18 protein-coding genes are annotated in these 25,298 nt (G+C 68.6%); 6 read left to right on the forward strand and 12 right to left on the reverse strand.

Annotation, left to right across the window (positions count from 1 at the left end; translation table 11 throughout):
- Positions 1–102: 102 nt before the first annotated feature.
- Genes IU448_RS03095 through IU448_RS03105 form a run of 3 tightly spaced genes read left to right on the forward strand, consistent with a single transcriptional unit; the run spans position 103 to position 10,014 of the window.
- Positions 103–7,167 (forward strand): type I polyketide synthase, encoded by a 7,065-nt coding sequence (locus tag IU448_RS03095; RefSeq protein ID WP_195053949.1) that lies wholly within the window; start codon positions 103–105, stop codon positions 7,165–7,167.
- On the forward strand, positions 7,164–8,609 hold the full coding sequence (locus IU448_RS03100) for an MFS transporter (protein WP_324188490.1): 1,446 nt from the start codon (positions 7,164–7,166) through the stop codon (positions 8,607–8,609). The genes IU448_RS03095 and IU448_RS03100 overlap by 4 nt, the downstream gene beginning before the upstream one ends.
- A gap of 10 nt (positions 8,610–8,619) precedes the next feature.
- Positions 8,620–10,014 (forward strand): condensation domain-containing protein, encoded by a 1,395-nt coding sequence (locus IU448_RS03105; RefSeq protein WP_195053950.1) that lies wholly within the window; start codon positions 8,620–8,622, stop codon positions 10,012–10,014.
- Positions 10,015–10,034: 20 nt separating this feature from the next.
- Here the strand turns inward: IU448_RS03105 and IU448_RS03110 are convergent, their stop codons facing one another.
- The 3 genes from IU448_RS03110 to IU448_RS03120 form a co-directional block, all read right to left on the reverse strand.
- Complete coding sequence (locus IU448_RS03110) at positions 10,035–12,530, reverse strand: ABC transporter permease (RefSeq protein WP_195053951.1); 2,496 nt, start codon at positions 12,528–12,530, stop codon at positions 10,035–10,037.
- Positions 12,531–12,783: 253 nt separating this feature from the next.
- Positions 12,784–13,011, reverse strand: a complete 228-nt coding sequence (locus IU448_RS03115) for a hypothetical protein (protein WP_195053952.1) — start codon at positions 13,009–13,011, stop codon at positions 12,784–12,786.
- Between the two features lie 139 nt (positions 13,012–13,150).
- The gene (locus IU448_RS03120) at positions 13,151–14,092 is read right to left on the reverse strand and encodes an alpha/beta hydrolase family protein (protein ID WP_324188491.1); all 942 of its coding nucleotides are present in this window, start codon (positions 14,090–14,092) and stop codon (positions 13,151–13,153) included.
- A gap of 326 nt (positions 14,093–14,418) precedes the next feature.
- Between IU448_RS03120 and gndA the strand changes: the two genes are divergently transcribed.
- The gene (gndA, locus tag IU448_RS03125; RefSeq protein WP_195053954.1) at positions 14,419–15,864 is read left to right on the forward strand and encodes an NADP-dependent phosphogluconate dehydrogenase; all 1,446 of its coding nucleotides are present in this window, start codon (positions 14,419–14,421) and stop codon (positions 15,862–15,864) included.
- Here the strand turns inward: gndA and IU448_RS29675 are convergent.
- From IU448_RS29675 to IU448_RS03140, 3 genes are read right to left on the reverse strand one after another with little or no spacing between them, the layout of a single operon-like run.
- Positions 15,789–16,424, reverse strand: coding sequence for an oxygenase MpaB family protein (locus IU448_RS29675; protein WP_195053955.1), 636 nt, complete (start codon positions 16,422–16,424; stop codon positions 15,789–15,791). The genes gndA and IU448_RS29675 overlap by 76 nt on opposite strands.
- Positions 16,381–16,734 carry an oxygenase MpaB family protein gene (locus IU448_RS03135; protein ID WP_195053956.1) on the reverse strand — a complete coding sequence of 118 codons (354 nt, stop codon included), beginning with the start codon at positions 16,732–16,734 and terminating at the stop codon, positions 16,381–16,383. Before IU448_RS03135 ends, IU448_RS29675 begins: the two co-directional genes overlap by 44 nt.
- 30 nt (positions 16,735–16,764) lie before the next feature.
- The gene (locus tag IU448_RS03140) at positions 16,765–17,721 is read right to left on the reverse strand and encodes an oxygenase MpaB family protein (protein ID WP_195053957.1); all 957 of its coding nucleotides are present in this window, start codon (positions 17,719–17,721) and stop codon (positions 16,765–16,767) included.
- 141 nt (positions 17,722–17,862) lie between these two features.
- Here IU448_RS03140 and IU448_RS03145 point away from each other — a divergent pair, with 141 nt between their 5' ends.
- Complete coding sequence (locus tag IU448_RS03145; RefSeq protein ID WP_195053958.1) at positions 17,863–18,486, forward strand: TetR/AcrR family transcriptional regulator; 624 nt, start codon at positions 17,863–17,865, stop codon at positions 18,484–18,486.
- Positions 18,487–18,514: 28 nt separating this feature from the next.
- Here IU448_RS03145 and IU448_RS03150 read toward each other — a convergent pair whose 3' ends face one another.
- From IU448_RS03150 to IU448_RS03175, 6 genes are all read right to left on the reverse strand, one after another.
- Entirely contained in the window at positions 18,515–18,769 is a 255-nt protein-coding gene (locus tag IU448_RS03150) for a hypothetical protein (RefSeq protein WP_195053959.1), read from the reverse strand.
- Positions 18,770–18,936: 167 nt separating this feature from the next.
- Entirely contained in the window at positions 18,937–21,144 is a 2,208-nt protein-coding gene (locus IU448_RS03155) for a molybdopterin oxidoreductase family protein (RefSeq protein ID WP_195053960.1), read from the reverse strand.
- A 78-nt stretch (positions 21,145–21,222) separates the two neighbouring features.
- Positions 21,223–22,296, reverse strand: a complete 1,074-nt coding sequence (locus tag IU448_RS03160; RefSeq protein ID WP_195053961.1) for a Gfo/Idh/MocA family oxidoreductase — start codon at positions 22,294–22,296, stop codon at positions 21,223–21,225.
- Between the two features lie 27 nt (positions 22,297–22,323).
- Entirely contained in the window at positions 22,324–22,737 is a 414-nt protein-coding gene (locus IU448_RS03165) for a YjbQ family protein (protein ID WP_195053962.1), read from the reverse strand.
- A 61-nt stretch (positions 22,738–22,798) separates the two neighbouring features.
- The gene (locus IU448_RS03170; protein WP_195053963.1) at positions 22,799–23,692 is read right to left on the reverse strand and encodes a Sir2 family NAD-dependent protein deacetylase; all 894 of its coding nucleotides are present in this window, start codon (positions 23,690–23,692) and stop codon (positions 22,799–22,801) included.
- A 101-nt stretch (positions 23,693–23,793) separates the two neighbouring features.
- Complete coding sequence (locus IU448_RS03175) at positions 23,794–24,024, reverse strand: hypothetical protein (RefSeq protein ID WP_195055143.1); 231 nt, start codon at positions 24,022–24,024, stop codon at positions 23,794–23,796.
- 256 nt (positions 24,025–24,280) lie between these two features.
- Between IU448_RS03175 and IU448_RS03180 the strand changes: the two genes are divergently transcribed.
- On the forward strand, positions 24,281–25,105 hold the full coding sequence (locus IU448_RS03180; protein WP_228812004.1) for an MHYT domain-containing protein: 825 nt from the start codon (positions 24,281–24,283) through the stop codon (positions 25,103–25,105).
- Positions 25,106–25,298: the final 193 nt, after the last annotated feature.

A 25,298-nucleotide genomic window follows, 5' to 3' on the forward strand; every position in this document is an offset into this window, starting at 1 on the left:
TTTGCGACCATTTGGCATCTCGGCCGGACTTTCATCGCAACTGACGTTTCCGGGCGTCGGCGGCGAACACCGCAGCTCACCCGGACCGGGGAGGACACATAGATGTCGGATATTGCCATAGTCGGTATCGGCTGCCGATTCGGCGGGGGAATCGATTCCCCGGAATCGTTCTGGGATTTCGTGGTCGGTAAACGCGATGCCGTTGTCGAGATCCCCGCCGACCGCTGGGATTACCGGCGCTACTACGACCCCGAGAAACGCACACCGGGCCGCAGTTACACCAAACGCGGCGCATTCCTCACCACCGACCCCTGGGAATTCGACCCCGATTTCTTCGGCATCTCCCCACGCGAGGCCACCGGCCTCGATCCGCAGCAACGCCTCCTGCTCGAAGTCACCTGGGAGGCCCTGGACGACGCCGGTGCCGCCGGTAAGGCCGCCGGGGAATCGGTCGGTGTCTATATCGGCGGATTCGTGGTCGACCAGTCCGTGGTCGGTGTGGTGGGCCCGGCACTGGCGCATGTGGATATGCACACCGCGGCCTCGGCCTCCTACACCATGCTGTCGAACCGGATCGCCTACGCCCTCGATCTGGTCGGGCCCGCACTCACCATCGATACCGCCTGTTCATCCTCGCTGGTGGCGTTCCATCTCGCCTGCCAGGCCCTCGAGAACGGCGACTGCACGATGGCCCTGGCCGGCGGGGTGAACGTCATGTTGCAACCGGAAACCTTCGTGATGATGTGCAAGGGCGGATTCCTGGCAGCCGACGGGCGCTGCAAATCCTTCGATGCGGCCGGCGACGGCTACGGCCGCGGCGAGGGCGGCGGCATCGTCGTCCTCAAGAAGCTCGACGATGCCCTGCGCGACGGCGACCGCGTCTACGCGGTGGTCAAGGCAACCGGGTCCAACCAGGACGGGCGCACCGCGGCCATCACCGTACCCAACGCCGATTCCCAGGAGGCGCTGGCACGGACGGTCTGCGCGCGGTCGGGGCTGTCCCCCGAAGAGATCACCTACGTCGAGGCGCACGGCACGGGCACACCGGTGGGCGACCCGATCGAGCTGCGGGCCCTGGGTACCGTCTACGGCGCGTCCGGAGACCGCCGGGGCACGCTCGGCGTGGGCTCGCTGAAGGCCACCCTCGGACATACCGAGGCCGCCTCGGGAATCGCCAGTGTCATCAAATCGGCCCTCGCCCTGCATCATCGCACCATCCCGCCACAGGGCTGGCTCGACGAACCCAACCCCGATATCCCGTTCGCCGAACTCAATCTGCATATCCAGCTCGAGCCGCAACCGCTGTCCGCCGCGGCCGGGCCCATGACGATCGCGGTGAACGGCTTCGGCTACGGCGGAACCAACGCGCACACCATCCTGCAAGAGTTCCGCCCGGCCGCCGAGGCGCCGACGGACCGCGAACGCCATCATCTCGGGGTACTGCCGCTCTCGGCACGCAGCGCTGCTGCAGTCCGTGCCATGGCCGGCCGGTTCGCCGATCTGCTCGACGCCGGCGCGGACCCCGATCATCTGGCCGAAGCGGCGTGGACGCGGCTGGCGCACCACCAGTTCCGTACCGGGGTACCGCTGCGGGAACACGACGAACTCGTCGCGGAGCTGCGGCAGTACGCGGCCGGTGAAGGCCGCGACGCCGTGCGCACCGTCTCCCAGCGCACCGATGAGCCGGTCTTCGTATTCTCCGGGATGGGACCGCAGTGGTGGGGTATGGCGCGCGATCTGCTTGCCGCCGACGGCGTATTCGCCGCGACCGCGCGCACCGTCGATATCGCGTTCGCCGAGGTGGCCGGCTGGTCGATCATCGAGGAACTGCTGCGGCCGGAAGGGGATTCTCGGGTCACCGCCACCGAAGTCGCGCAGCCCGCGAATTTTCTCGTGCAGGTCGGGCTCGTCGCCGAACTCGCCCAGTACGGAATCACACCCGCACGTATCGTGGGCCACAGCGTCGGCGAGGTATCGGCCGCATATGTGTCCGGAATGCTCACGCTGCGCGAAGCGGTGGCTGTCGCCTACCACCGTTCCCGGTTACAGGCCACCACCGCAGGGACCGGTGCAATGCTTGCCGTCGGTACCGGTGCGGAGAAGATACGCGAGTATTTCGGTGCCGGCGACGCGGTGGATATCGCGGCGATCAACAGTCCCGGTTCGCTCACGCTGGCCGGTGATGTGGAACGCCTCGACGAGATCGCCGAAAAACTCACCGAGGACGGCGCCTTCGCCCGCGCGCTACGGGTCGAGGTTCCGTACCACAGCCGGTTCATGGATCCGATTCTCGGCGAACTGCGCACCGCGCTCGCCGATCTGTCCCCGCGGGCGCCGCGGATCCCGCTGGTGTCCACGGTGACCGCGCAAGCGGTGGTGGAGGCCGAGGACGGCTTCGACGCCGAATACTGGTGCGCCAATGTCCGCCGACCGGTCCGGTTCGCCGATGCGATCGCCGGTCTGGTCGCCGCCGGGCATCGGGTATTCGTCGAGGTGGGGCCCCATCCGGTGTTGTCCGGCAATATCCGTGAGGTGCTGCTCGCCGCCGGCGAGAACGGTGCGACGGTCGCGACTCTGAACCGTAAGGAGCACGACGCCGACAGTATCCGCCGCACGATCGCCGGGGTGTACGCCGCCGGTGTCCTCGATATCGCGGCCCTGTTCCCGCCGGACCGGCCGGCCACCGAACACCTGCCGCTGCCCCGGTATCCGTGGCAGAACACCCGGCTGCACAATCCGCTGCCGCTGTTCGAACAGCTCAGGCTGGGCAGCCCCGGCACTTATACGATGCTCGGCGACCCGGATATGGAAGGCCGCCCCGGCTGGATGCTACAGGTGGGGACCGAGCTGCTGCCGTGGCTGCCCGATCATGTGGTGGGCGGTATGCGGATCATGCCCGGCGCGGCGTATCTCGATGCGGCGCTCAGCGCCGCCGCCACCCGCTCCGGTGACAAACGGGTTGCGCTCGAGGATGTGCGGTTCGTGGCCCCGCTGGTCATGTCACAACCGGATGTGCCATTCCTCGAATTGGGGATCGAAGAGGGCGGCGGGCGTTTTCTGATCCGGTCGCGTAGCGCCACCGGGTCGGTGTGGACGGTGCATTCCACGGGCCGGATCCTCAACGGCAGCTACGAGACGAGCGTGGAGACGGTGCCGGAACCGGAATCCGCGGTGGAGTTCGAACCCGAACTGTTCTACGCCGCCCTGGCCTCGCGCGGACTTCAGTACGGTCCGGCATTCCGGCGGGTGACGGCCGTGCGCGCCGGGCGCGATGCGGTGGTCGCCACCGTCGACGCGTCCATCGGCGCGGGCTCCGGGCATTTCGCGCATCCCGCGGTGGTGGACGCCGCTATGCAGACCGTGGCACTGCTCTTCGCGCAGGACGGGTTCGGTGACGGCGCGATGGTTCCGGTCGGGGTCGAGGCGGTGCGGATGTACCGGACCCTGCCCGACGAGGTGACCGTGGTCGCACGGCGGGCTCCGGGAACGGGCCACCTCGCGGATGTGCGGTTGCTCGGCTCCGACGGCACGCTGTGCCTGCATCTCATCGGGGTGCGTCTCGGCGCCCTCACGCCCGGCGGCAGCCCGCTGCAACGAATGGCCGACTTCTATTACGCCGACACCATGGAGCTCGCCGAACCGATCGATGCGGCGGCGCTCGGTGACACCGGTACTCCGGCGACCGTCGTGCTCGCGCTGGGCGACAGCGACCGGGCCCGGGCACTCGCCGAGACGATGCCGGGCGCCCGGTACCGGTGCACCGCGGGCGACGATCCCGACCTCGAAACCGATCTCACCAAGCTGCTGCGCACGGCCACGGACGATCCCGATACCGACCGGGTGCATCTGGTGCTCGTGGCGGGACGTATCGAGGACGACCTGGCCGGCCTGTGGACCCTGAAACGGATCGCGGTCGCCACGCACGAATTCACCGCACCCGGTGAGGGCGATACCCCGATCGTCGGAATCGGCGACGGTTCCTGCCATGTCACGCTGGTCACCGAACACGCCTTCGCCCTGCCGGATACGCCGGTGCCCCCGGATTCCCGGCAGGCCGCGCTGGCCGGCGCGCGGCGGGTCCTGCTGAACGAACAGCCCGCACTGCGCTGGCGGCTCATCGACACCGCACCTGATACGCCGATCGGCGACCTGGTTGCCGAACTGGGCGTTCCGGGCGCGTTCCAGTACGACAATTCCGACGAGGTCGTGCTCCGCGACGGCGCACGCCGGCTGCCGCGGGTCACCACCCCGCTGCAGGAGCGTATCGACGTCCTGGAAACCGCCGAACCGCTCACCGACCCGGAGGCCGATTTCGAGCTGGAGATACCGAAATCGAAGCTGCTGTCCGCACTGGCCTGGCGGCGCACCCCGCGACGAGATCCCGGGCCGGGCGAGGTGGAGGTCGGGATGCGCATCATCGGCCTCAACTACAAGGACCCGCTCAAGGTCATGGGAATTCTCGGCGAACGCGAACTCGGCGAAACCTTCTTCGGGACGAGCCCCGGGATGGAAGGCGTCGGAACCGTCACCCGGATCGGCGCCGGGGTCACCGATATCGCGGTCGGCGATCTGGTCGCACTGGCCGCCAAGGGCATGATGCGGCGCTACCACATCGTCGACCGCGCCGCGGTCATCCCGCTGCCCGCCGGCACCGACCCCGCCGTATGCACCAGCACCACCGCGTTCGGCACCGCTGAATACTCCCTGCTCGATCTCGCCCGCCTGGAACCGGGCGAAACCGTTCTCATCCACGGCGCCGCCGGCGGTGTGGGGTCTGCCGCGATCCAGGTGGCCAAGGCACGCGGCGCGCGGATCATCGGCACGGCGAGTACCGAAGAGCGGCGGGCGCATATCCGTGAACTCGGCGCCGACCACGCGATGAATTCGCGGTCGCTGAACTTCGCCGACGATGTACTGGCCCTGACCGACGGGGCCGGAGTGGACGTGATCCTGAGTTCGGCGCCGGGTGAGGCCCTACGCCAGAATTTCAAGGCGATCCGGGAATTCGGGCGCATCGTCGAGGTCGGCAAGGCCGATATCTACACCGGCGGCCTGCTCGAACTAGCCGTATTCGACAAGAACCTGTCCTATTTCTCGATGGACCTCGACCGTATGTGCCGGTTCCGGCCACTGCAGCTGGCGGATCTGCTCCGCCGGGTAGTGGAGAAGTTCCGGACCGGTGAGTACCGGCCGTTGCCCTACGAACTGTACGGAACACACGAGGTCGCCAAGGCTTTCGACGACACCATCCGCTCGACCGGGATCGGCCGGATCGCCCTGTCGATGACCGACGAGGCACCACCGGTCCGGCCGATGCTGCCCGAACTCGAGATCGACCCGGCCGGAACCTATCTCATCACCGGCGGATTCGGTGGCTTCGGAATGGCCACCGGAACCTGGCTCGTCGCCAAAGGCGCGCGCCGGCTGGTGCTGGTGGGCCGCAGTGGTGCCGCCACACCCGCGGCCCACCAGCAACTGGCTGCCTGGCGGGCCGCCGAGGTCACCGTTGTCGAAGAACGTGCCGATATAGCCGACGCCGAGGCCGTCGCCGCGCTGGTGGCCCGGGCCCACGACCCGCGGCATCCGCTGCGCGGGGTCTTCCACGCCGCCGGGGCGGTCGCCGACAACCGGGTCGAGCATATGGACGCCGAACAGCTGGCACGGGTCTACCGGTCGAAAGTGCACGGCGCACGGGTACTGCACGATGCAGTCACCGGCGCCGGGGCGCAGCCGGATATGTTCGTCCTGTATTCCTCCGGCGGCTCCATGTTCGGGATTTTCGGTCAGTACAACTACACAGCCGCCAATCTCGCTGTGGAAGCGCTCGCCGAGGAATGGTCGCGGGCCGGGGAACGGGTGCTGTGCGTGGGGTGGGGGCATATGTCCGGTGCCGCCGGCGGGATGGCCGCCGACGAAAAGGTCGCGAAATACCTGGAACTGGCCGGTTTCGGACCCATCGATATGGCCGACGGCACCCTCTACCTGGAACAGGCCCTGCGCTTGGGCGTCACCCGGGCCGCGGTCATCCCCACCGACTGGTCGAAACTCACCGCAGCGTTTCCGCAGATGAGCCGTACCGGGCGGCTCGCCGCGCTCGTCGCGGCCTCGGTCCAGGACAACTCGATGCTGGCGAAACTGAAATCCGATCTGGCCGCGCTCGAAGAAGGTAAGCGCGGGCAGGCCATGGCGCGGCTGCTCGCCGATCAGCTGGCCGTGGTCATGGGGGTGCAAGCCGACACCATCGACCTGACCGCGCCGGTGACCGAACTGGGCCTGGATTCGCTGATGGCGGTCGAATTCGGTTCCCGCGTCAGCAAACAGCTGGGGATCGAGCTGATGTCGCTGCAGATGGGACGCTCGTTCACCCTCGAACAGGCGGGACCGAAAGTCGCCGAACTGATTCTGGCCACCGATCCGGCATCCGGTTTCGCGGCGTCCCTCCCGGGTGCCGCACCCGGGCCGGACGGCTCCCCGGGTTCCGCGGTCCCCTCCGGCGCGAAAGTGGCCACCGGCCGGAACCTGGAAGCCGCTGCCGGAAACGGCTACGGTGCTACCGGCAACTACGCCGCCGATGGCAGCGGCCCGGCAGACCGCGGCAGTGAAGTGGACCCTTCAGCTTCCCCGTCACCACATCCGCACGCCGCGGTGTCGAGCTCTGCCGACCCGATTCCGGCACCGAGCACCGAACGCGGACCGGCAGCAGGTAGCAGCAGCAAGACGACAGTACGAAGTAATGGCAGGCGGACAGAACCCGGCAGCAGTGCGCAGACAGCAAGCAACGGCGGTGCGCCGACAGCAGCTGACCGTGACACGCCGGCAGCAGGCTCCGACGGCGGACCGGCAACCGAGAACAACGGCCGGTCGGCAGTAGGTAACGGAGGCGGGGCGGCAGGCAACGACGCCGAGTCCGCAACAGGTCGCGGCGGCGCGCCGACCGGAGGCAACGGCGGCAAGCCGGCCGGAGATAACCGCGGTGCGCCGACCGGCGACAGCGGTGGTGGGTCGGCGGCACCGGAAAACGGTGAACCGACAGCGGACGACCACGGCGGGGCGGCATCGGATATCGCTGGCGAACCCGTAGGTAATGGCGGCAAACCCACAGAGGGCAGCAGCACCGGGTCCGAGGATGGCGAGGGCGTACTGCTCGGCGGGGAGCCTCCTCGGTGATCACCGGCGCCGCCGCAGACGCGCGGGCGAGGACAGGGGCGGGCGCTTGGGCGGCTTTCGCCGGCTGTCTGCTCTCGGTGTTCATGCAGATGATCGACGTGACGATCGTCAATACCGCGCTCCCCGAGATCACTGCCGACCTGCACGCGAGTTCCGCGCAGCAATTGCTCATCGTGTCCGGATACTCGCTGGCCTTCGCGTGCACCCTGCTCGCCGCCGCCCGGCTGGGCGCCCGCATCGGACGGCGGCGGCTGTTCCTGTTCGCGGTCGTCGCCTTCACCGCGGCGTCGGTGTGGTGCGGTACGGCCGGCAGCGCAAACGAACTCGTGCTCGCGCGGATCGTCCAGGGGGTGGCCGGCGGAGGGATGGCGGCGCAGACGATCGCGATACTCACCGCCCTGTTCCCCCGCCGGATGCATACCCGGGTATTCGCGCTCTACGGCGCCACTTCGGGATTCGCGGGCCTGCTCGGGCCGATCCTGGGCGGCGCCTTGGTCACCGCCGATATCGCCGGACTCGGCTGGCACAGTGTCTTCCTGATGAACTTGCCGCTGGGGGCGGTGGCCTTCGCCCTCGCCTGGCGTTTCCTGCGCCTGGATACTCCGGCGCAGCGGGTACCGATGGATTTCCCGGGCATAGTACTGTGCGCGGCCACGCTGTTCGCCCTGCTGTACGCGCTGTCGGAAATCCATCTGCGCGGCTGGCGCCCGATTCCGTGCCTGATCGCCGTCGCGGCGCTCGGGCTGGGCGCACTGACTCTGCTCCACGAACGTGCCGCGACCCGGCGTGACAGTGGACCACTGGTGCGGCTGGATCTTTTCGCCGACCGTGGTTTTGCGGTCGGGTCGATCGTGATCACCGGTTTCTTCGGGTTGTTCACCGCCTTCGTCTTCGCCATCTCCATCACCCTGCAGGATGTGCTCGAGTTCTCGGCGCTGCGCACCGGGATCGCGATGACCCCGTTCGCCCTCGGCGCCGGCGCCGGTGCCCTGTTGTCCCCGCTGCTGGTGCAGCGGTGGGGGGTACGGGTGCTCGCCGGCGGTCTCGCGCTGTACGCGGCCTGCGTGCTCATGGGAGTGGTATATGTGAACATCACCGGCGGTCAGGTCAATATGCTGCTGTGCGCCGCACCGGTTTTCTTGTGCGGGTTCGGCGCCGGGGTTTTCGCGGTGCCGCTGCAGCCCCTCATGCTGTCCGGTCTCGACGATTCGCAGATGGCCGAGGCTTCCGGTCTGGTTCCCACCATCGAGCAGATCGGCAACGGCGTCGGTCTCGCACTGCTGGCGACCGTCTTCTTCCGCGCCCATACGCTCGGCGGCAGCACCGTGATGTTGTCGGCGATCGCGGTGGTCGCGCTGGTACTGGCCGCCGTCACCCTGGCCCTTCCCGAACCGGCCACGCCGGACCATTCGGCCGCGGCACCCGCGCCGGTGGCGAACTGAGGAACGAGAGATGGTCGATTTCGGTCTCATCGACGAATGGAATCCCGCGCCCGGACGGGTGGTGAGCTGGGAGGCGACCCCCGCCGCACGAGCCGCGGCCGCCGCGGCGCCCGCCCACAGTGCGCCGCCGTCACATCAGCAGGAGCACTATCTGCGGCAGGCGTACCGCAACGCCGGCACCGAGTACCGGGTTTCCGGGTTGTGCCTGGTCACCGCGGAGGTGCCGGCTGTGCTCGATCGCGCGGCGATGACCCGGGCGGTCAACGAGTTCCTCGGCCGGCACGATACTTTCCGCAGTTGGTTCGCCCTCGAACCGGACGGCACGCTGCGGCGGCATCTCATAGAGGCCGGAAAGGTCGAATTCGCGCCCGTCGATCACGGCCCGCTGACCGATTCCGCCGCGATCCGCGAGCTCGCGCAGGACCGCACGCCGTCGCCCGCCCAGTGGGACTGCTTCACCTTCTGGGCCGTCGAACACGGCGAATCGACCACAGTGTTCATGGCGATCGATCATTTGCACACCGACGGTGTGGGCCAGCACATTTCGTCCTTCGAACTGGCCTGCCTGTATGCGAAGCACGCCTGGGACCAGACCCCGCCCATTCTGCCGCCCGCCAGTTACACCGAGTATTGTGCTCGCGAACGCGCGGCCTCGGCGCGGCTGTCGCTCGCCTCTCCCGAGGTCGGCGCCTGGTTGCGGCTGCTACGCGGAAACGACGGCGAACTGCCGTCGTTTCCGCTCGATCTGGGTCTGCGCGGCGACGATCCGCACCGCAGCGCCCACCGCACGGTGCGATTGTTCGACGAGGATGCGGCAGCCCGTTTCGAGAAAATCTGCCGGGACAACGGTGGCGAATTCGCCGGCGGAGTGTTCGCCGCGGCGGCTCTGGCCGAACGCGAACTCGCCGACAGCGACTACTATTTCGGCATCACACCGCTCAATACCAGGTCCACGTTCGAAGAAATGGCCTCCATCGGCTGGTATGTGGCCCTGGTTCCGGTCGCGTTCCCGATCGGGATCCGGGCGTCGTTCGAACGCACGGTGGCGCGGGCCCAGCGGGCCTACGAAAACGGTATGCGGCTGAAGAACACCGCTGTCCACCGGGTGCTCGAGCTGGCACCGGCCGACAGCGGTATCGCGGTGGGACCGCACTGGTCGAACCCGATGATCTCCTATGTCGACGCCCGTGATTTCGCCGGCAGCGAGTTCTTCGATATAGCCCGCAGCGGTCTGTACGGTAACCGCGCGGCCAGCGAGGAAGCTCTCATCTGGATCAACCGGTTGCCGCACGAGACCTCGATCAGCGTGATCTACCCGGACAATCCGATCGCCCACGCCTCGGTCCGGCGGTATCTGGACACGCTGGGCGGGATCATCCGTTCGGCCGCGGCCGAACGCGAGTAGGCCACCCGCGCTCCACTCGCTCAGTCCACCGCGAGGGCTTCGACGATCGGCATCCGCGCCGCCCGCAAGGCCGGCGGAATCGAGCCGAGCAGCGCCAGCAGCAGAGCCACCACCCCGTAGACCACCAGCAGCGGACTCGGTTCGTAGACGACATCGATGGTCATCGCATGGCCGATGGCGATCGCGGACAGGTACTGCACCCCGGCACCGACGAGCAGCCCGAGAACCGCACCGATCAACCCGATCCCGGCGGCCTCGGCCAGTACCGACCGCAGGAGAAACCGGCGGCTGGTACCCATCGCCCGCAGCACCCCGATCTCGCGGCGGCGGTCCAGTACCGACAACATCAGGGTGTTCAGCAGGGCAATGGTCGCCACCAGCACGACGATCCAGAGGATATTCGTCGCCAGTGCGGTCCCCTGGCGCAGGCTGGCGGAGGTGGCGGCGACGGCTTCCCGGCCGGAGTCGATATACAGCTCCGGCGGCACCACCCGCCGCAATTCGGCGCGCACAATTTCCGGGTCGGCGCCCGGGGCCAAATCCACGGCCAGAGTGGTCTCCCCCGGCCGCTGGTACCAGCCGCGCATCCGGTCGAGATCCATCATGATCACACCGGCGATCGCGGAGAAGTACGGGATCACCTGCAAGACCTGTACCTCATGGCGTCCGGTCGGCGTCGGCAGCGTCAGGGTATCGCCCGCGGCGATATGCAACGACCGCGCGACATCCCGGGAGACCACCACGCCCTGACCGGTGACGAGCAAGCGGGCGGTCTCCGGGCTGATCTGCGAGCTCAACCGCGAACTATCGGAGCCCGCAGGAAACCCCTGCAGCAGCACCCGGCCCGCGCCGACGCTGGCGAATGCCAGCTGCGCCGGATTCACCGCTGCCACACCGGGGACCGCTTCGATTTGTTCGGCGAGGCCGGTGGGCAGCAGCGGACCGGTCGGGAACTGCGCCATGGACCCCGGGGTGACCCAGAAATCGGTCGCGGCCAGATTCTCGAAACTCGCCCCCGCCGAATCGACCACATTGCGGGTCGCGCTGCCGGTGGACACCACGGCCGCCACCCCGATCAGCACTGTCATCGCGGTGGCCCACACCCGCCGGGGCGAGCGTTCGAGGGTGGTGGCGCCCAAGGCACCCGGGCCGCCGAACAATCGGGCGATCCCCCCGGCCGCGCGCACGATCGGCCCGGTCGCCGCGAAACACACAACGATCGCTGCGCCGAAAGACAGCGAGATCGAAGCCAGCGACCACATCCCGAAATCCGTTTCGGCCAGGTACACCGCGGCTCCCACCATGAACAGGCCGAGGACCACCGCTGCCCAGCGCAGCACCGGGCGTACCGTATCGGAGACCGCGGCGCCCACCGGTACCAGCGCCTCGATCGGCTGTACCCGGTACACCGCGCGGGCCGCGAACGCCGAGGCCGCCACACCGGCCAGCACACACAACGCAACCGCCACGGGTATCGCATAGGCGGGCACATGATATTCGGTGCGGGCCTCCACCGATTGCACGATGGCGGCGGGCAACTGGTCGATGGCGATACGTCCCATGACGATTCCCGCGCCCGAGCCGAGAATTCCGCCGAGTATCCCGACCAGCACCGCCTCACCCAGCAGGTCACGCACCATCGGTGCGCGGCGGCCGCCGATCGCCCGCAGCAGCGACAATGCCGGGCGCCGCTGGGCGATCGCCATGGCCATGGCGTTGTAGATCAGGAAGGCCGAGACCACCAGCGCCGCCGCCGCGGCCATCAGCGTGGAGTAACGGATGATCATCACCGCACCGCCGGCCTGGGCGGCCCGCAGGCCGGGGTCGGCGACGACTGCCCGGCCCGCCACCGTATCGGTCAGTGCGGTACGCAGCCGTTCGATATCGGTGCCGGGTTCGGCGATGATCTGAATCGAATCGAGTTGCCCGGTGCGACCGGTGAGTTTCTGCGCGGTCGCCAAGGTGGTGGCGATCAGATACCCGCCGTTGAGCTGCCCGGCGCCGTCGGTGTCGAGGATGCCCGCCACGGTGGCGGTGCCCGAGCCGAGCGTAAAGGTTTCTCCCTCCCGGTATCCCATGGCCGCGCCGGTCAGCACGCCGTTGGGTACGGTCAGCAGTTTCGCGGCATCCGAGCCGAGCGATCCGGTGAGCGAACTGCCGAGTTCGGCGATCCGGGCATCCGCCCCGACCAGCATTGCCCGGTCCGCGTCGGCACCGGTCTGCGCACGCAGCATCGGCACCGCCGTCCGCACCCCCGGGGTCGCCGATACCGGGCCCAGCAGGTCCTGGCCGAACCCGGCATCGGTGATACCGCTGACCTCGAGCTGGGCCTCGCCACCGAGGCCGGCGACGAGCTCGTCCACCGAACCGGTCACCGAGCCGGAAATACTGAACACCGCGACCAGCAGCGCCGCCGATACGGCCATGACGATCAGCGACATGAGCGACCGGCCCCGATGGATCAGCAGATCACCGATATTGAACAACCGGAACCGGTCCCAGCCCGCGGCCGTCATCGCGGGCCCCGCTCATCCTGCTCGGCCACGCGGCGCACAGCCCGGCTCCGCCTCACGTCCACCATCACACCCCGGTCCTGTCCCCGCCCGCCGTCCCCGATACCGTCCATCCTGGTGTATCGGAGCCCGCGACGCCATACCTCGTCCGGGTTCGGCACCCGGGCACCGGATTCCCGCTACTCGCGGACGACACGACCCGAGCCGTGCCCTCGACCCTCGGTTCGCCGGGCAGCCCGGTGGTACGGCCAGGGCGCTATTCGCGTTCGGGCCGGGCGAACATCTCGAGATGACCGCAGCGCACGCAACGGTAGGTGTCGACCGCGCGGCGTGGCCGGCCGAGACGTTTGGCGCCGCCGAGAATTCCCCGTTCGAGGGCGCCTTCGATCCAGCGCACATGCCCGCCGGATCCCTCCCCGCGATCCTCCAGGAAACCCGGCTCCAACTCCGTTCCGGCGCAGTAGGTGCACCGCAGTTCCTTCATAAGTTCATGATCGCCGAACCGGCGAGTTACCGAGGACCCGGTCATTGCTGCCGCACCGCGTCGCGGTGTCACCGCTGTGACGAGACCGTGCTCGTGCCGCAGCGGCAGGCCGCTCCATCCGATTCTGTCCTCCGCACACTCACGCCCCGATCGCTCGCGCGAGATACGGCCAGGAATCGTGCAGGTCGTATTCGAACTGTCCCCAGGTGTGCGCGCCGGCCGGGCGGTCGATGTGTACGGCGCCGACACCGATCTGCGCCAACCGGCCGGCGAAGGCCGAGGTGCAGGCACTGGCGACGGCCTCGACGGGCGGGAAACCCCAGCCGCGGTCGATGGTGCCCGGGATCCCCGAGGCCGCGGACAGGTACACCGCAGTGCCCGCGAGCCGCGAGGCGTGCCGGAAAGCGTCGTGTGCCTGCCACCCCGGGCCACCGGGCGGGCCCCACATATTGCCGGGATTACCGCCACCGCGCAGCACCTGCGCGCCGACCATCGCGACCCCGGCCGCGTCCGCGGACCAAGGACAGCCGCTGTAGGAAGCGACCGCCTGGTAGCGGCCCGGCGCCTGGATCGCCAGGTCCACCGCCGATCCTCCGCTCATGGACACCCCGGCGATCGCGTTGCGGCCGGTCGTCGTGAACCGGGCATCCACCACCGCCGGCAGTTCCGTGGTGAGATAGGTCTGCCAGCGGGCGCGGCCGAGCACCGGATCGTCGGTATGCCAATCGGTGTACAGGGTGTACGCGCCGCCGATCGGCATCACCACGTTCACATTTTTGTCGGCGAAGAACTGGCGGACATCGGTATCGTCCCACCAGGAGATGCCGTCGGTCCCGCCGCCGATACCGGTGAGCAGGTAGATCGTGGGAGCGGGGCCGCCACCGGCCGCCGGGATGACCCGGTTGGTGATCACCCTGTTCATCGCCGGGGAGAACACGTCCAGCGCAACGGCGCGCCCGCCGAGCGGCCGTTCCGCATCCACCCGTGGGCCCGGCGCGGCCGCCGCCGGAGACGGGACGAACAATGACACGGCGGCGACGAGCGCCGCGCTCGATACCGCGAACAGATATTTCCACCGCACTTCTGCCTTGTACCCGTTCTCGTGCCGCAGCAACGTCCCGCGGTATTTCGGTCGCCCGCACCGGTTCCGTTGCGCCCGAGCCGAGCCCGGCGCCGACCCCGGGCACCGGGCCGCGCGCCGAGTTTCGCGCCGCCGGGTCATCGGGCTCCGACCGGCCGCGGCGACAGCGCACCGGGCCGCCGGCGGCGGGTCCGCGCGCGCGGGCCGCGCGCCACCCGGTAGAAAGAAGTGAGGCAGTCGGCCGTACTCGCGAGCGAACCGCACCTGTTCGCGGGCTCCGGCGCGACCGGCCGGTATGTACAACCGTCGAACGAAAGAGCAGGTTCATGGCGTCCTCCACAGCGCGTGCCCAGATCGGGGTCACCGGCCTGGCGGTAATGGGCAGCAATATCGCTCGTAACTTCGCCAAGCACGGCTACACCGTGGCCCTGCACAATCGCAGCGTCGCCAAAACCGACGCGCTGCTGGCAGCGCACGGCGGCGACGGTGATTTCATCCGCACCGAAACCGTCGCCGAGTTCGTCGCGGCGCTGGAGAAGCCGCGGCGCGTGCTCATCATGGTGAAAGCCGGTGACGCCACCGACGCGGTGATCGAAGAGCTCGCCGCGGCCATGGAGCCCGGCGATATCATCATCGACGGCGGTAACGCCCTCTACACCGACACCATCCGCCGGGAGGCGGCGCTGCGCGAGCGCGGCCTGAACTTCGTCGGCGCCGGTATCTCCGGCGGCGAGGAAGGCGCGCTCAACGGGCCGTCCATCATGCCGGGCGGGCCGGCCGAATCCTATGAATCGCTGGGTCCGCTGCTGGAGTCGATCGCCGCACAGGTCGACGGCACGCCGTGCTGCACCCATATCGGTCCCGACGGGTCCGGGCATTTCGTGAAGATGGTGCACAACGGTATCGAGTACGCGGATATGCAGCTGATCGGCGAGGCCTATCACCTGTTCCGTGCGGCCTTGGATCTCGATCCGAAGCAGATCGCCGATATCTTCACCCAGTGGAACTCCGGCGATCTGGAAAGCTATCTGGTGGAGATCACCGCCGAGGTCCTCGGGCAGGTGGATGCGAAAACCGGTAAACCGCTGGTCGATGTGATCGTCGATGCCGCGGAGCAGAAGGGTACCGGGCGCTGGACGGTGAAATCGGCGCTCGATCTCGGTATCCCGGTGACCGGTATCGCCGAGGCGGTGTTCGCCCGGGCGCTGTCGGGGTCGCGGGCCCAGCGCGCCGCCGCCAAGGATCTGGCCGCGGGCGAACTCGCCGCCAAACCGACCGATATCGCCCAGTTCACCGAGGATATCCGGCAGGCCCTGTACGCCTCCAAGGTCGTCGCCTACGCCCAGGGCTTCGATCAGATCGCCGCGGGCAGCGCGGAGTACGGCTGGGATCTGACTCCCGGTGACCTGGCCACCATCTGGCGTGGTGGCTGCATCATCCGGGCCCGTTTCCTGAACCGGATCAAGGAGGCCTACGAAACCGATCCGGCGCTGCCGAGCCTGATCCTGGACCCCTATTTCCGGAGCGCGATCGAAACCGCGATCGACAGCTGGCGCCGGGTGGTCGCCACCGCCACCCTGCTGGGCATCCCGGTGCCGGCGTTCGCCTCGTCGCTGTCGTACTACGACGCGCTGCGCGCGGACCGGCTGCCGGCGGCCCTCACCCAGGCCCAGCGCGATTTCTTCGGTGCGCACACCTATGAGCGGGTGGATGCCGAGGGTAAGTACCACACACTGTGGAGCGAGGATCGGTCCGAGGTCCGGACCAGCTGACCGTGCGCCGGGCCGATCGACGGCCCGGCGTCTCTGCCCTGCACCGGGGCGGTCGATATCTTCGGCGTTCGGTTCCGGTAAACCGGGGCCACGCACCGGTGGTGATTCCTGCGAGCCGCGCAGAGCTCATGTGTCAGGACCGGGTCGCACCCTGCGGGCAGCCCGCGGCGGGCGTGGACCGACCGAACAGTGGATAGCGGGCACGCTCCGGGAGCAACGGATCCAGTAGGTCGCCCGCGCGCACCAGCCGGTCGAACCGGCGGGCGCGCGGGCGACCATTCGACCCCCAGCCGCGGCCGCAGTACCGGCGGCAGGTAGCCCGCGGTGGTTAGCCGCAGCAGCGCTGCCACCGGCACGGCCGGAACATTCCACAGCCACCGGGGCACCCGGAGTTCCGGGGGCGGCGGCATGGGGTGGCGGTCCAGCTCGATGAGCAGATCGGTGGTGCTGTTGCGTTCCAGTCCCGTGGCGACGGTGTGGTCGATGTAGGTCCGGAAGGCGGCCCGGTCCGTGGGATCATCCGGTCGGGGATGCGCAGCACGCGGGCCTGATCGGTCCATTCGGCGTAGAGGGCTGCCTCGGTCGTATCGTCGACTCCTGTGCGTGGAGCCGCCGGACGACGGCGCCGGCCCAGTATCCGGTGTCGGCGACCCACAGGTAGGCGTTGGCGTCCAGTGCGTGATAGCGGCGGCCCGCCGCGTCGAGGCCCCGGATCTCGCGATGTACCCGGCGCGGCCGCTGCCCTTCCTCGATCGCGGCGGCGGGCCCGTCCAGACCGCTGAAGCGGCGGGCCGAAGCGGCAGTGGAGCGGATCCTGGCCCAGCGACTGCGGGCCCCACGGGCGTAGCTCGGTGCCGGTGCGATGTTCATGGGTGTGCGACAAGGCTGTTCCGGCGCGGTTCAGCGCCGGTCCTCGGGGACGCCGAAGGATTCCAGGCCGAAACCGCGGAGGGTGCGGATCAGCTTCTCGTACCGGAATCGGTTGTAGGCCAATGGCTGGAGCAGCAGCCGGTCGGGCAGGTTGCGCCAGGCCCACTGCAGGAGCCGGACATAGAGGGCGAACTCCACATCGTGACGCGGTTTCAGTTCGAAACCGGTCAGCTCCTGCACCCGCGGATGCATCGCCTTGGACGAGCACACCTGAATCACATGGCCCGCGACCGGCCGCACCACCAGCCACATCGGGGTGAGTGCCCGCCGGGCCGGCGCCGGCAGGCCGAGAGTGGGCAGTGGAAGCTTCGTGAGACCGGCGAACTTCTCCACCAGGAACGGATTGCTGCGCAGTTCCGCGGTGGCCATCTCGGCGTAATATGCGCGGGCTTCCGCCAGATCGACGGGGAGTTTACCTGCGGTACTGGGCAGTTCGAGGTGAGCGAATGCCTCGCGTAGCAGTTGGTAGGCCGCTTCTTCCTCTTCCGGCCGCAGTTCGGTACCGGTGCAGTAGGTGAAAGTGTTGAGGACGACGAAGATGCCGCTCACCGCGATCCATTTCCAGGTGAACGGGCTCAGCGCACTGTATTTCACCTCCCCGAAATCCGCGGTACCGGTCCCGCGGACGTCGCGGTGACGCAGTTTCAGCCAGTCGGCCTCGGCACGGCGGTCGTCGGAATCGCCCCACAGCGCGATCATCGCCGAGGCGCTGCTGCGCACGCCGCGGTCGGCGAAGTTGGCGGCGAAGCGGCCGGTGCGATCCACCGAGGCGGCCACCGGCACCAGGGCGACCTGATCGAAAGCGGCCCCGGCGAAGACGCCGGCCAGCACACTGCCGGAATGTTTACGGAACTCACGCAGGACCTCGGGCCGGATCCGGGGAGCGGCGGACTCTTCGGCGGGACGCACCGTTGCGTTGTTCGCCATATCGTCACCTCGGACAAAAAGAGGAGTGATAGTTTGACCATCCTCAGACTATCATCGATGGCGGTTCGCGCACTACACCTCCCCGGCCGGCCGCGGCTCGGGAATCATCCCGCCGCGTGGCGAGCCGGTAGGCTGGCGCGAATGGAGACCGCCGCTGCACCGTGGACCGAACTGCAGCAGTTGGACACCAGATCCCGCGCGATCGTGGACGCCGCCCGCGAATGTTTCGCCGCGCACGGATTCGAAGACACCACCATGGTCCGGATCGCCGAAACCGCCGGAGTCGGCGTCGCCACGGTGTACCGGCGGTTCGGCACCAAATCGGCCATCCTGCGCTACGCGCTGATGGCCGAATCACAACGCGTCTCGACGATCGTCGCCGATGCGATGCACCGGTCGGCCGGGCCGGTGGGCGCACTGGCGGATATGTTCGCCGCGTTCGTCAGCGAGGCCACCGCACCCCGGCTGCTCACCCGCAGTCTGCGTTCCTCGGGTGGCGCCGGGCAGCTCACCGACTTCCTCACCGGCGACGACGCGGTCGCCCAGGGGCGCGACCTGGTGGCGCGCTTCCTGGCCTATTGGCAGCAGCGCGGCGAACTCGGCAGTTTCGATCCGCAAGTGGTGGCCGAACTGTTCGTCCGGCTCACCATCTCGTTCATCGCCAATCCGCGCGGCGTACTACCGCTCGGCGATACCGAGGCGGCGCGGGAATTCGCCCGGCGCTACCTCGCGCCGCTCATGTACCCGCATCCCGGCGGAGGCTGAGCCAACCGGGCGAATCAATCACCCGGGATCACCGTGACCGGCACGCAGAAGTCCGCGGCCGCGGATCGAGCAGGCCGACGATCGACAGGTAGTTGAACCGAACGAGCGGTGCGGCGAGCAACCGTGCGATCCGGCCGGCCGGAGAACCCATGGCGCGGAAAAGCAGCGGACCGGCCTTCGCCGTGGTGACATAGGCGGTGGCGACAACCCATTGGTAGGCCCCGGCCCACCACGCGGGACCGAACGAGGGTGGTCGCGCGCCGATCCGGGCCCGGCAACTCATCTCAGGGTGCCGCCACACCAGGCGATCACACCGCGGGCGAACCGGCTACCGATCCATGCGTCGGGTGTACCGGCTGCTGTGACGCCCCGCGGCCGGTGCGACGCCCCGGTCGGCGGTCGCGCCGTCGGCCGGTGACACCGGCGTTCGGCACCGGCAGCGAGTACCCGTCAGGCCGGCGCCACCGAGACCGGTACCCCGTTGAACACAGCATTGCCGGAAAGTACATCGAGGACCGAATCATCGGTCAGCGCATTGGCGTTCACTCCGGGATTCGCGGCGGCCACCTGCTGCGCACTGTCCGTGTGGCCCCAGCCGTGCGGCAGGCTCACCACCCCGGGCATGATCGTGTCGGTCGGTTCCAGGGGGACGGTCAGTGCACCGGCGGCCGATTTCACGATCGCGTAGTCGCCGAGGCCGAGGCGGGCGATATCGTCGGGATGGATCTGCAGCGTGCACCGATTGGTACCGCCGACCAGGCGTTCCATATTGTGCATCCAGCTGTTGTTCGAGCGCAGGTGACGCCGCCCGATGAGCACCAGATCCGCCGGTGCCGACGCCGAACCGGCACGCAGTCGCTCGATATCGGCCAGCAGCGGCTCGGGCGCGAGTTCGACCTTCCCGGACGTGGTTCGCAGGATCTCCGGAAGCCGGGGCCGCAGCGGACCGAGATCGATACCGTGCGGATTGTCCAGCAGCGTCTGCAAACTCAGGTCGCCGCCGTTCCAGGCACCGTAGGGGCCCAGGCGCAGCATCAGGTCCAAGCGCTGTTCGGTCGTGGTGGCGCCGAGCAGGTCCGGGCGGCGCTGCGGGAAACCGGCGCGTTGCAGCGTATCGCCGAGAACGAATTCGTCGAAGGCGGCGAGCGGATCGAAATCCGCGGTGGGGTTGTGCGGTTGTCCGCTCACCGCCGCACTCAGCCGCACATACACGGCGGCCTCTGTGGGCCGGTCTCGCAGCGGCACCAGCGGCGGGGAGTACCTGGCGTAGTTACGCACCGCGAACTGCAGCAGCGCGAAGTCGTAGTGCGGGGACTGCACCGGGCGGGGCGGCGGCAGGATCACATCGGCGTGCCGGGTGGTCTCGTTGAGGTAGCGATCGACGCTCACCATGAATTCCAGGCCGGCAAACGCTTCGTTCAGCCGGGGACCGCTCGGCGCGGACAACACGGGATTGCCCGCCACGGTGATCAGAGCCCGGACCTGGCCCTCACCCGGCGTGGTGATCTCGTCGACGAGGGTGGCGACCGGCAGTTCCCCCATCGTCTCCGGCAGCTGCCGCACCCGGCTGCGCCACCGGCCGGGCCGGAAGGGTTTGGTGCGGACGATGCCGCGCGCCGCGGCGGTCGCGAACATGACCCCGCCGGGACGGTCGAGATTGCCGGTCAGCACATTGAGTACGTCGACCAGCCATTGCGTCAGGGTGCCGAATTCCGCGGTGCAGGTACCGATCCGGGCATACACCGCGGCGGTGGGAGCGGCGGCCAGCTCACGCGCCAGACGACGCACCGTATCGGCGGGCACCCCGGTGCGCTCGGCTACCAGTTCCGGCGGGAAGTCCGCGGCCGCGGCCCGCACCTCGTCCACCCCGTTCGCGTCGACGGCGATATCGGTGAGCTCTTCGGCGAACAGGGTGTGCACGATCCCGAAGAGCAGATAGGTATCGGCGCCCGGCCGGATGAAGAGATGTTCGTCGGCGACGGCGGCCGTCCGGGTGCGCCGCGGATCGACCACGACCAGCCGGCCGCCACGTTTCCGCAGCGCGCGCAGCCGGCCGGGGAAATCCGGGGCGGTGCAGACCGAACCGTTGGATTCGAGCGGATTGGCGCCGAGCATCAGCAGATAGCCGGTGCGATCGAGGTCGGGCACCGGCACGGCCAGCGGGTCGCCGAAGAGCAGACCGCAGGCCAGCTGTTTGGGCATCTGATCGGCGGTGCTGGCGGAGAACAGGTTCTTCGTGCCGAGCGCGCGGATCAGCGCCGGCGCGTACAGGGTGCCCGCGACGGTGTGGGCGTTCGGGTTGCCCAGGTACAGCGCGACCGCCTGGCTGCCGTGCGCGGACTTGATCGCGGGAATACGTTCGGCGATCAGATCGAAGGCATCGTCCCAGCTCGCGGTGCGCCAGGCGCCGCTCGCGCGGTCCCGGATCATCGGCTCGGTGAGCCGATCGGGGTCGCTGTCGAGGCGGCCGAAACTCGCCCCTTTCGGACAGAGGAAACCGGCGCTGAACGGATCGTGCCGATCGCCGCGGACCGCGGTCACCCGGTCGTCGGCGTCCAGGGTGAGTTCCAGACCGCATACCGCCTCGCACAGCGGGCAGGTGCGCAGCAGATTCCGGGAGCCGGTCGCCGAATCGATAGGAGACGTAGGTCGGGCCATGACTCCATCATGGCCCGGTAAGCCGACGCTCGAGTAGTGTTCGGCCGATTCCGCGGATACAACTGCGGCACCGTGCCCTCAGTCAACTCCGCCAGCTTGTCCAGGATGCACCACACTGCCCGAACCCGCCGACTCCCGGGCGGCCTCGAGGATTTGCAGACCGGCCAGAGCATCGCGCGGGTCGACCGGGACCGGCGCACCGTCGAGTATCGCATCGGCCAGGGCGCGGTAGAAGGCGAGATAATCGCCGGGCAAACTCGGATACACCGACTCCTCCGGATCCGCGCCGAGGATTCCGTACCGTTCGGGTTCCACGATTCCCCAGGGCTTTCCGTCATCGGGACGCCGGCCGCTGCGCAGTGCCGCTTCCTGCGGATCCATCCCGTAGACCTCGTAGCCGGCCTTCTCGCCGAGTACCCGGAAGCGCGGGCCGAGGCGCGGCGCCACCGCACTGGCCCACAGATGGGAGCGGACGCCGCCGGTGTGGGTCAACGCCAGGAAGACATCGTCGTCGGTGCTCACCCCGGGGCGCCGGGAGTCGAGCTCGCAGTAGACGGCGCCGACCGGACCGAAGAGGGTCAGTGCTTGATCGACGAGGTGGCTACCCAGGTCGAAGAGGGTACCGGCGGCATCGGCGGCACTACCGGTCTCCCGCCAGCCGCTCTTGGGCACCGGCCGCCAGCGTTCGAACCGGGATTCGAACCGGCGCACCCGGCCCAACCGGCCCGACCCGGCCAGTTCCCCGACCGTCCGGAAATCCCCGTCCCACCGCCGATTCTGGAACACCGTGAGCACGCGGCCGGTGTCCGCGGCGTACCGGACCACCTCGGCCGCCGCGGCGGCGGATACCGCGAACGGCTTGTCCACCACCACCGCGACACCTGCCGCGAGCGCTCGCAATGCCAGGTCGGCATGGGTGCGGTTGGGTGCGGCGACGACCACCACATCGATCCCGGACAGATCGGCGAACAGGGCATCGGCATCCGGCACAACCCGGACACCCGGATGCTCACGCCGGGCCTGCCGGCCCCGTTCCGGTGATCCCGTCACCACCGTGGCCACCCGCAACCGTGGTTCGGCGGCGATCAGCGGTGCGTGGAATACCGCACCGGCCAGGCCGTACCCGATGATCGCGACGCCGAGACTGCTCATACCCGCGACGTTACCCGGCGCTCCCGCTCACCCCGCGGAGGTCAGGAACGACAGCCGCACCTGCCGGTCGGGATTGTCGACGTTCACATCGACCAGGGCGATGGATTGCCAGGTGCCCAGGGCGAGTTCGCCGTCGAGCACCGGGACCGTCGCGTAGGGCGCGATAAGCGCCGGGAGGACATGGGAGCGACCGTGCCCGCGCGAACCGTGCGCATGCCGCCAGCGGTCATCGGCCGGCAACAGATCCCGCAAAGCGGCCAGCAGATCGTCGTCGCTGCGGGCGCCCAGTTCGATGATGGCGACGCCCGCGGTGGCGTGTGGAACGAAAACATGCAACAGCCCGTCACCGCCGGCCTGCCGGACGAATTCCGAGCATTCACCGGTGATATCCCGGACCGTCTCGGTGTTCCCCGTGTGTACCGCGATCAGTGTGCTCCGCATACCCGCAGGGTACGCGGCCCGGATTCAGCTCCGATCAGCGTGCACGCCGGCGACCGCCCGATCATCGGTTGCCGTATGGTGCGGCAGGGCGACGGTCGGCGAAGCGACCGGCCAGCCGGGCCAGGATCGGCGAGCAGCCGGCATCCACCGTGCGCGCGGCCACGCTGTCACCGCGGGTGGCGCCGCGGTTGACGATGAGTACGGTGCCGCCGCGGCGGGCGACGCGATGAACGAAACGCCGGCCGGACCATACCGTCAAACTCGAGCCCGCGACGAGGATCACCTCGGCCGCATCCACCAGTTCATTGGCTGCTGCCACCCGCTCCGGCGGCACATTCTCGCCGAAATAGACGATATCCGGCTTCAACAGTCCGCCGCAGCGGGCGCAATCGACCATGCGGAAACCGGCGATATCCTCGACCACCGCGTCCGCGTCGGGCGCGACCTCCAGACCGGTCACCGAGGAGACGCCGAAACCGGGATTGACGCGTTCCAGCCGGTCGGCGAGCGTCATCCGGGAGATCCGCTCACCGCAGGCCAGGCAGCGGACCTGTGCGTAACTACCGTGGAGGTCGATCACCCGCCTGCTGCCCGCTTTGGTGTGCAGCAGGTCGACATTCTGGGTGATCACTCCGGCCACCACATCGCGACGCTCGAGGGTGACCAGCGCACGGTGCCCGTCGTTCGGCCGGGCGGCGTCCATATACCGCCAGCCGACGTGATTACGGGCCCAGTACCGCCGGCGGAATTCCGGATCGCCCACGAACTGCTGGTAGGTCATCGGATTTCGCGGCGGCGAATCGGGCCCCCGGTAATCGGGGATACCGCTGTCGGTCGAGATCCCGGCACCGGTGAGCACGACCACGCGCCGGTCTCCGATCAGCGCGATGAGATCGTCGACTGCGTCCTCGTGGGGTACCGGGCGATCGTCATCGAGCAGCGCCGTATCGGACATGCTCCCGAGAGTACGGGGTTGCGCCATCACCGGCTCAACCCTGCGCCAGGAGAGTGCTGCGTCCCGGCGATGCGCCGATATTCCGGCCGGATCGGCCGGGATCAGGTCTGCAGACCGGCGAGTTTACCCGCCTCCGCATCGAGACCCAGCATCGCGAGCAGGTTGCGACAGTCCGCGGCGTCGGTGGAGTGTCCCGCGACGATCCGGGCGGCGATGGCGCTGCGGCGGGCGACCTCGGCCCGCTCGGCGCTGCGGATCTCGGCGAACTCGGCCAGTTCGGCCTCGGGTAGCTCGTGATCGACAGGGGTGGGACGGCTGGATGTGCCAGGCATGGGTCTCCTTCGAGGTTGCCCGCAGCCTACGCTGCCCGCCGGTGCGCCACAGCGCAACCGGAAAACATCCGGCCCGGCCCGATAGGCAATAATGGCCGCCGCGTGCGGGTCCGGGTTTCGCGACAGCGCTTCGGCGCCACCGGCGCCGCCCCCGACACCCGATTGTCTCCGATACGCCTGATGTCCCTTCTGCGGCCCTTGTTTTTTACGATATACCTCCTTTAAATTCTCTCCCTGCACGTTCACCGTTCCGGAAATGCCCGCATTCCGCCGTCGTGCGGTAGGGATTCCGTCCAGCGAGGAGGTCCCGGTGGAGATCGACCACTTCAGTCACGGCTGGCTCACCCCCGTGGTCGCTTACGTCATGTCGTTCACCGGGTCGTTGCTAGGACTACGGTGCATGAGCCGGGTACGCGGCAATTCGATTCTGGACGGCTGGCTCATCGCCGCCGCGGTCGCCATCGGCGGCACCGGAATCTGGGTTATGCATTTCATCGCGATGCTCGGATTCCGGATCGACGGTGGCGCCATCAAATACAACGTCCCCGTTACGCTGGCCAGCGCCCTGATCGCGATGGTCGTCGTCTGGCTCGGGCTGTGCCTGGCCCAGCAGCGCCGGCTGGGCACCCGAGGCTTGCTGATCGGCGGCGTGGTGACCGGACTCGGCGTGGGCGCCATGCACTACGCCGGCATGTACGCGATGAAAACCGATGTGGAGATCGGTTACGACGGACCGACCGTCATCCTGTCGCTGATCATCGCGGTACTCGCCGCGACCGCCGCACTGTGGTTCACGCTCAATGTGCGGGGCACGCCGGCCACTCTCGGCGCCGCTCTGGCTATGGGGGTGGCCGTGGCCGGTATGCACTACACCGGGATGTTCGCTATGCATATCGGCGATCAGCAGCACCAAATGCCGCCGGCGGGGGCGGGTGCCGCGCAACTGCTCACACCGCTCATCGTGAGTGTCAGCCTGGTTACCGTCGGCATGCTGTTCCATCTGGGCCTCACCGAGGTCGGCGATTCGGCACCGCTCCCCCGGCGGCCCGCGACCGAGAACTACTGGCCCACGCGGGACTGAACTTCTGTCGCCCACGCCCACATGGCCGAAATGCGTCACGTGACGTGACCGCGTCATGTTCTGCGAGCTGGTGGCACGTACGACCGGAGCCCGCGACGTGGAGGTCGCCACCCAGGGCCGGGCGGGCGACAAAGAGTTCTCACCCCGCCACACGGGCCCGGTAGCCAGGTTGCGGCCAGTCTGAATCGACCTG

Origin of the sequence: Nocardia flavorosea, assembly GCF_015477805.1 — a bacterium.
GTDB lineage: Bacteria > Actinomycetota > Actinomycetes > Mycobacteriales > Mycobacteriaceae > Nocardia > Nocardia flavorosea_A.

Excerpts from the sequence above, each read along its gene's own strand:
- IU448_RS03170 (WP_195053963.1), bottom strand. The coding sequence starts at position 23,692 with ATGTCCGATACGGCGCTGCTCGATGACGATCGCCCGGTACCCCACGAG.
- IU448_RS03140 (WP_195053957.1), bottom strand. The coding sequence starts at position 17,721 with ATGGCGAACAACGCAACGGTGCGTCCCGCCGAAGAGTCCGCCGCTCCC.
- IU448_RS03145 (WP_195053958.1), top strand. The coding sequence starts at position 17,863 with ATGGAGACCGCCGCTGCACCGTGGACCGAACTGCAGCAGTTGGACACC.
- IU448_RS03105 (WP_195053950.1), top strand. The coding sequence starts at position 8,620 with ATGGTCGATTTCGGTCTCATCGACGAATGGAATCCCGCGCCCGGACGG.
- IU448_RS29675 (WP_195053955.1), bottom strand. The coding sequence starts at position 16,424 with ATGGACCGATCAGGCCCGCGTGCTGCGCATCCCCGACCGGATGATCCC.
- IU448_RS03180 (WP_228812004.1), top strand. The coding sequence starts at position 24,281 with ATGCCCGCATTCCGCCGTCGTGCGGTAGGGATTCCGTCCAGCGAGGAG.
- IU448_RS03155 (WP_195053960.1), bottom strand. The coding sequence starts at position 21,144 with ATGGCCCGACCTACGTCTCCTATCGATTCGGCGACCGGCTCCCGGAAT.
- IU448_RS03095 (WP_195053949.1), top strand. The coding sequence starts at position 103 with ATGTCGGATATTGCCATAGTCGGTATCGGCTGCCGATTCGGCGGGGGA.
- IU448_RS03135 (WP_195053956.1), bottom strand. The coding sequence starts at position 16,734 with ATGAACATCGCACCGGCACCGAGCTACGCCCGTGGGGCCCGCAGTCGC.
- IU448_RS03110 (WP_195053951.1), bottom strand. The coding sequence starts at position 12,530 with ATGACGGCCGCGGGCTGGGACCGGTTCCGGTTGTTCAATATCGGTGAT.
- IU448_RS03165 (WP_195053962.1), bottom strand. The coding sequence starts at position 22,737 with ATGCGGAGCACACTGATCGCGGTACACACGGGGAACACCGAGACGGTC.
- IU448_RS03175 (WP_195055143.1), bottom strand. The coding sequence starts at position 24,024 with ATGCCTGGCACATCCAGCCGTCCCACCCCTGTCGATCACGAGCTACCC.
- IU448_RS03150 (WP_195053959.1), bottom strand. The coding sequence starts at position 18,769 with ATGAGTTGCCGGGCCCGGATCGGCGCGCGACCACCCTCGTTCGGTCCC.
- gndA (WP_195053954.1), top strand. The coding sequence starts at position 14,419 with ATGGCGTCCTCCACAGCGCGTGCCCAGATCGGGGTCACCGGCCTGGCG.
- IU448_RS03115 (WP_195053952.1), bottom strand. The coding sequence starts at position 13,011 with ATGAAGGAACTGCGGTGCACCTACTGCGCCGGAACGGAGTTGGAGCCG.
- IU448_RS03160 (WP_195053961.1), bottom strand. The coding sequence starts at position 22,296 with ATGAGCAGTCTCGGCGTCGCGATCATCGGGTACGGCCTGGCCGGTGCG.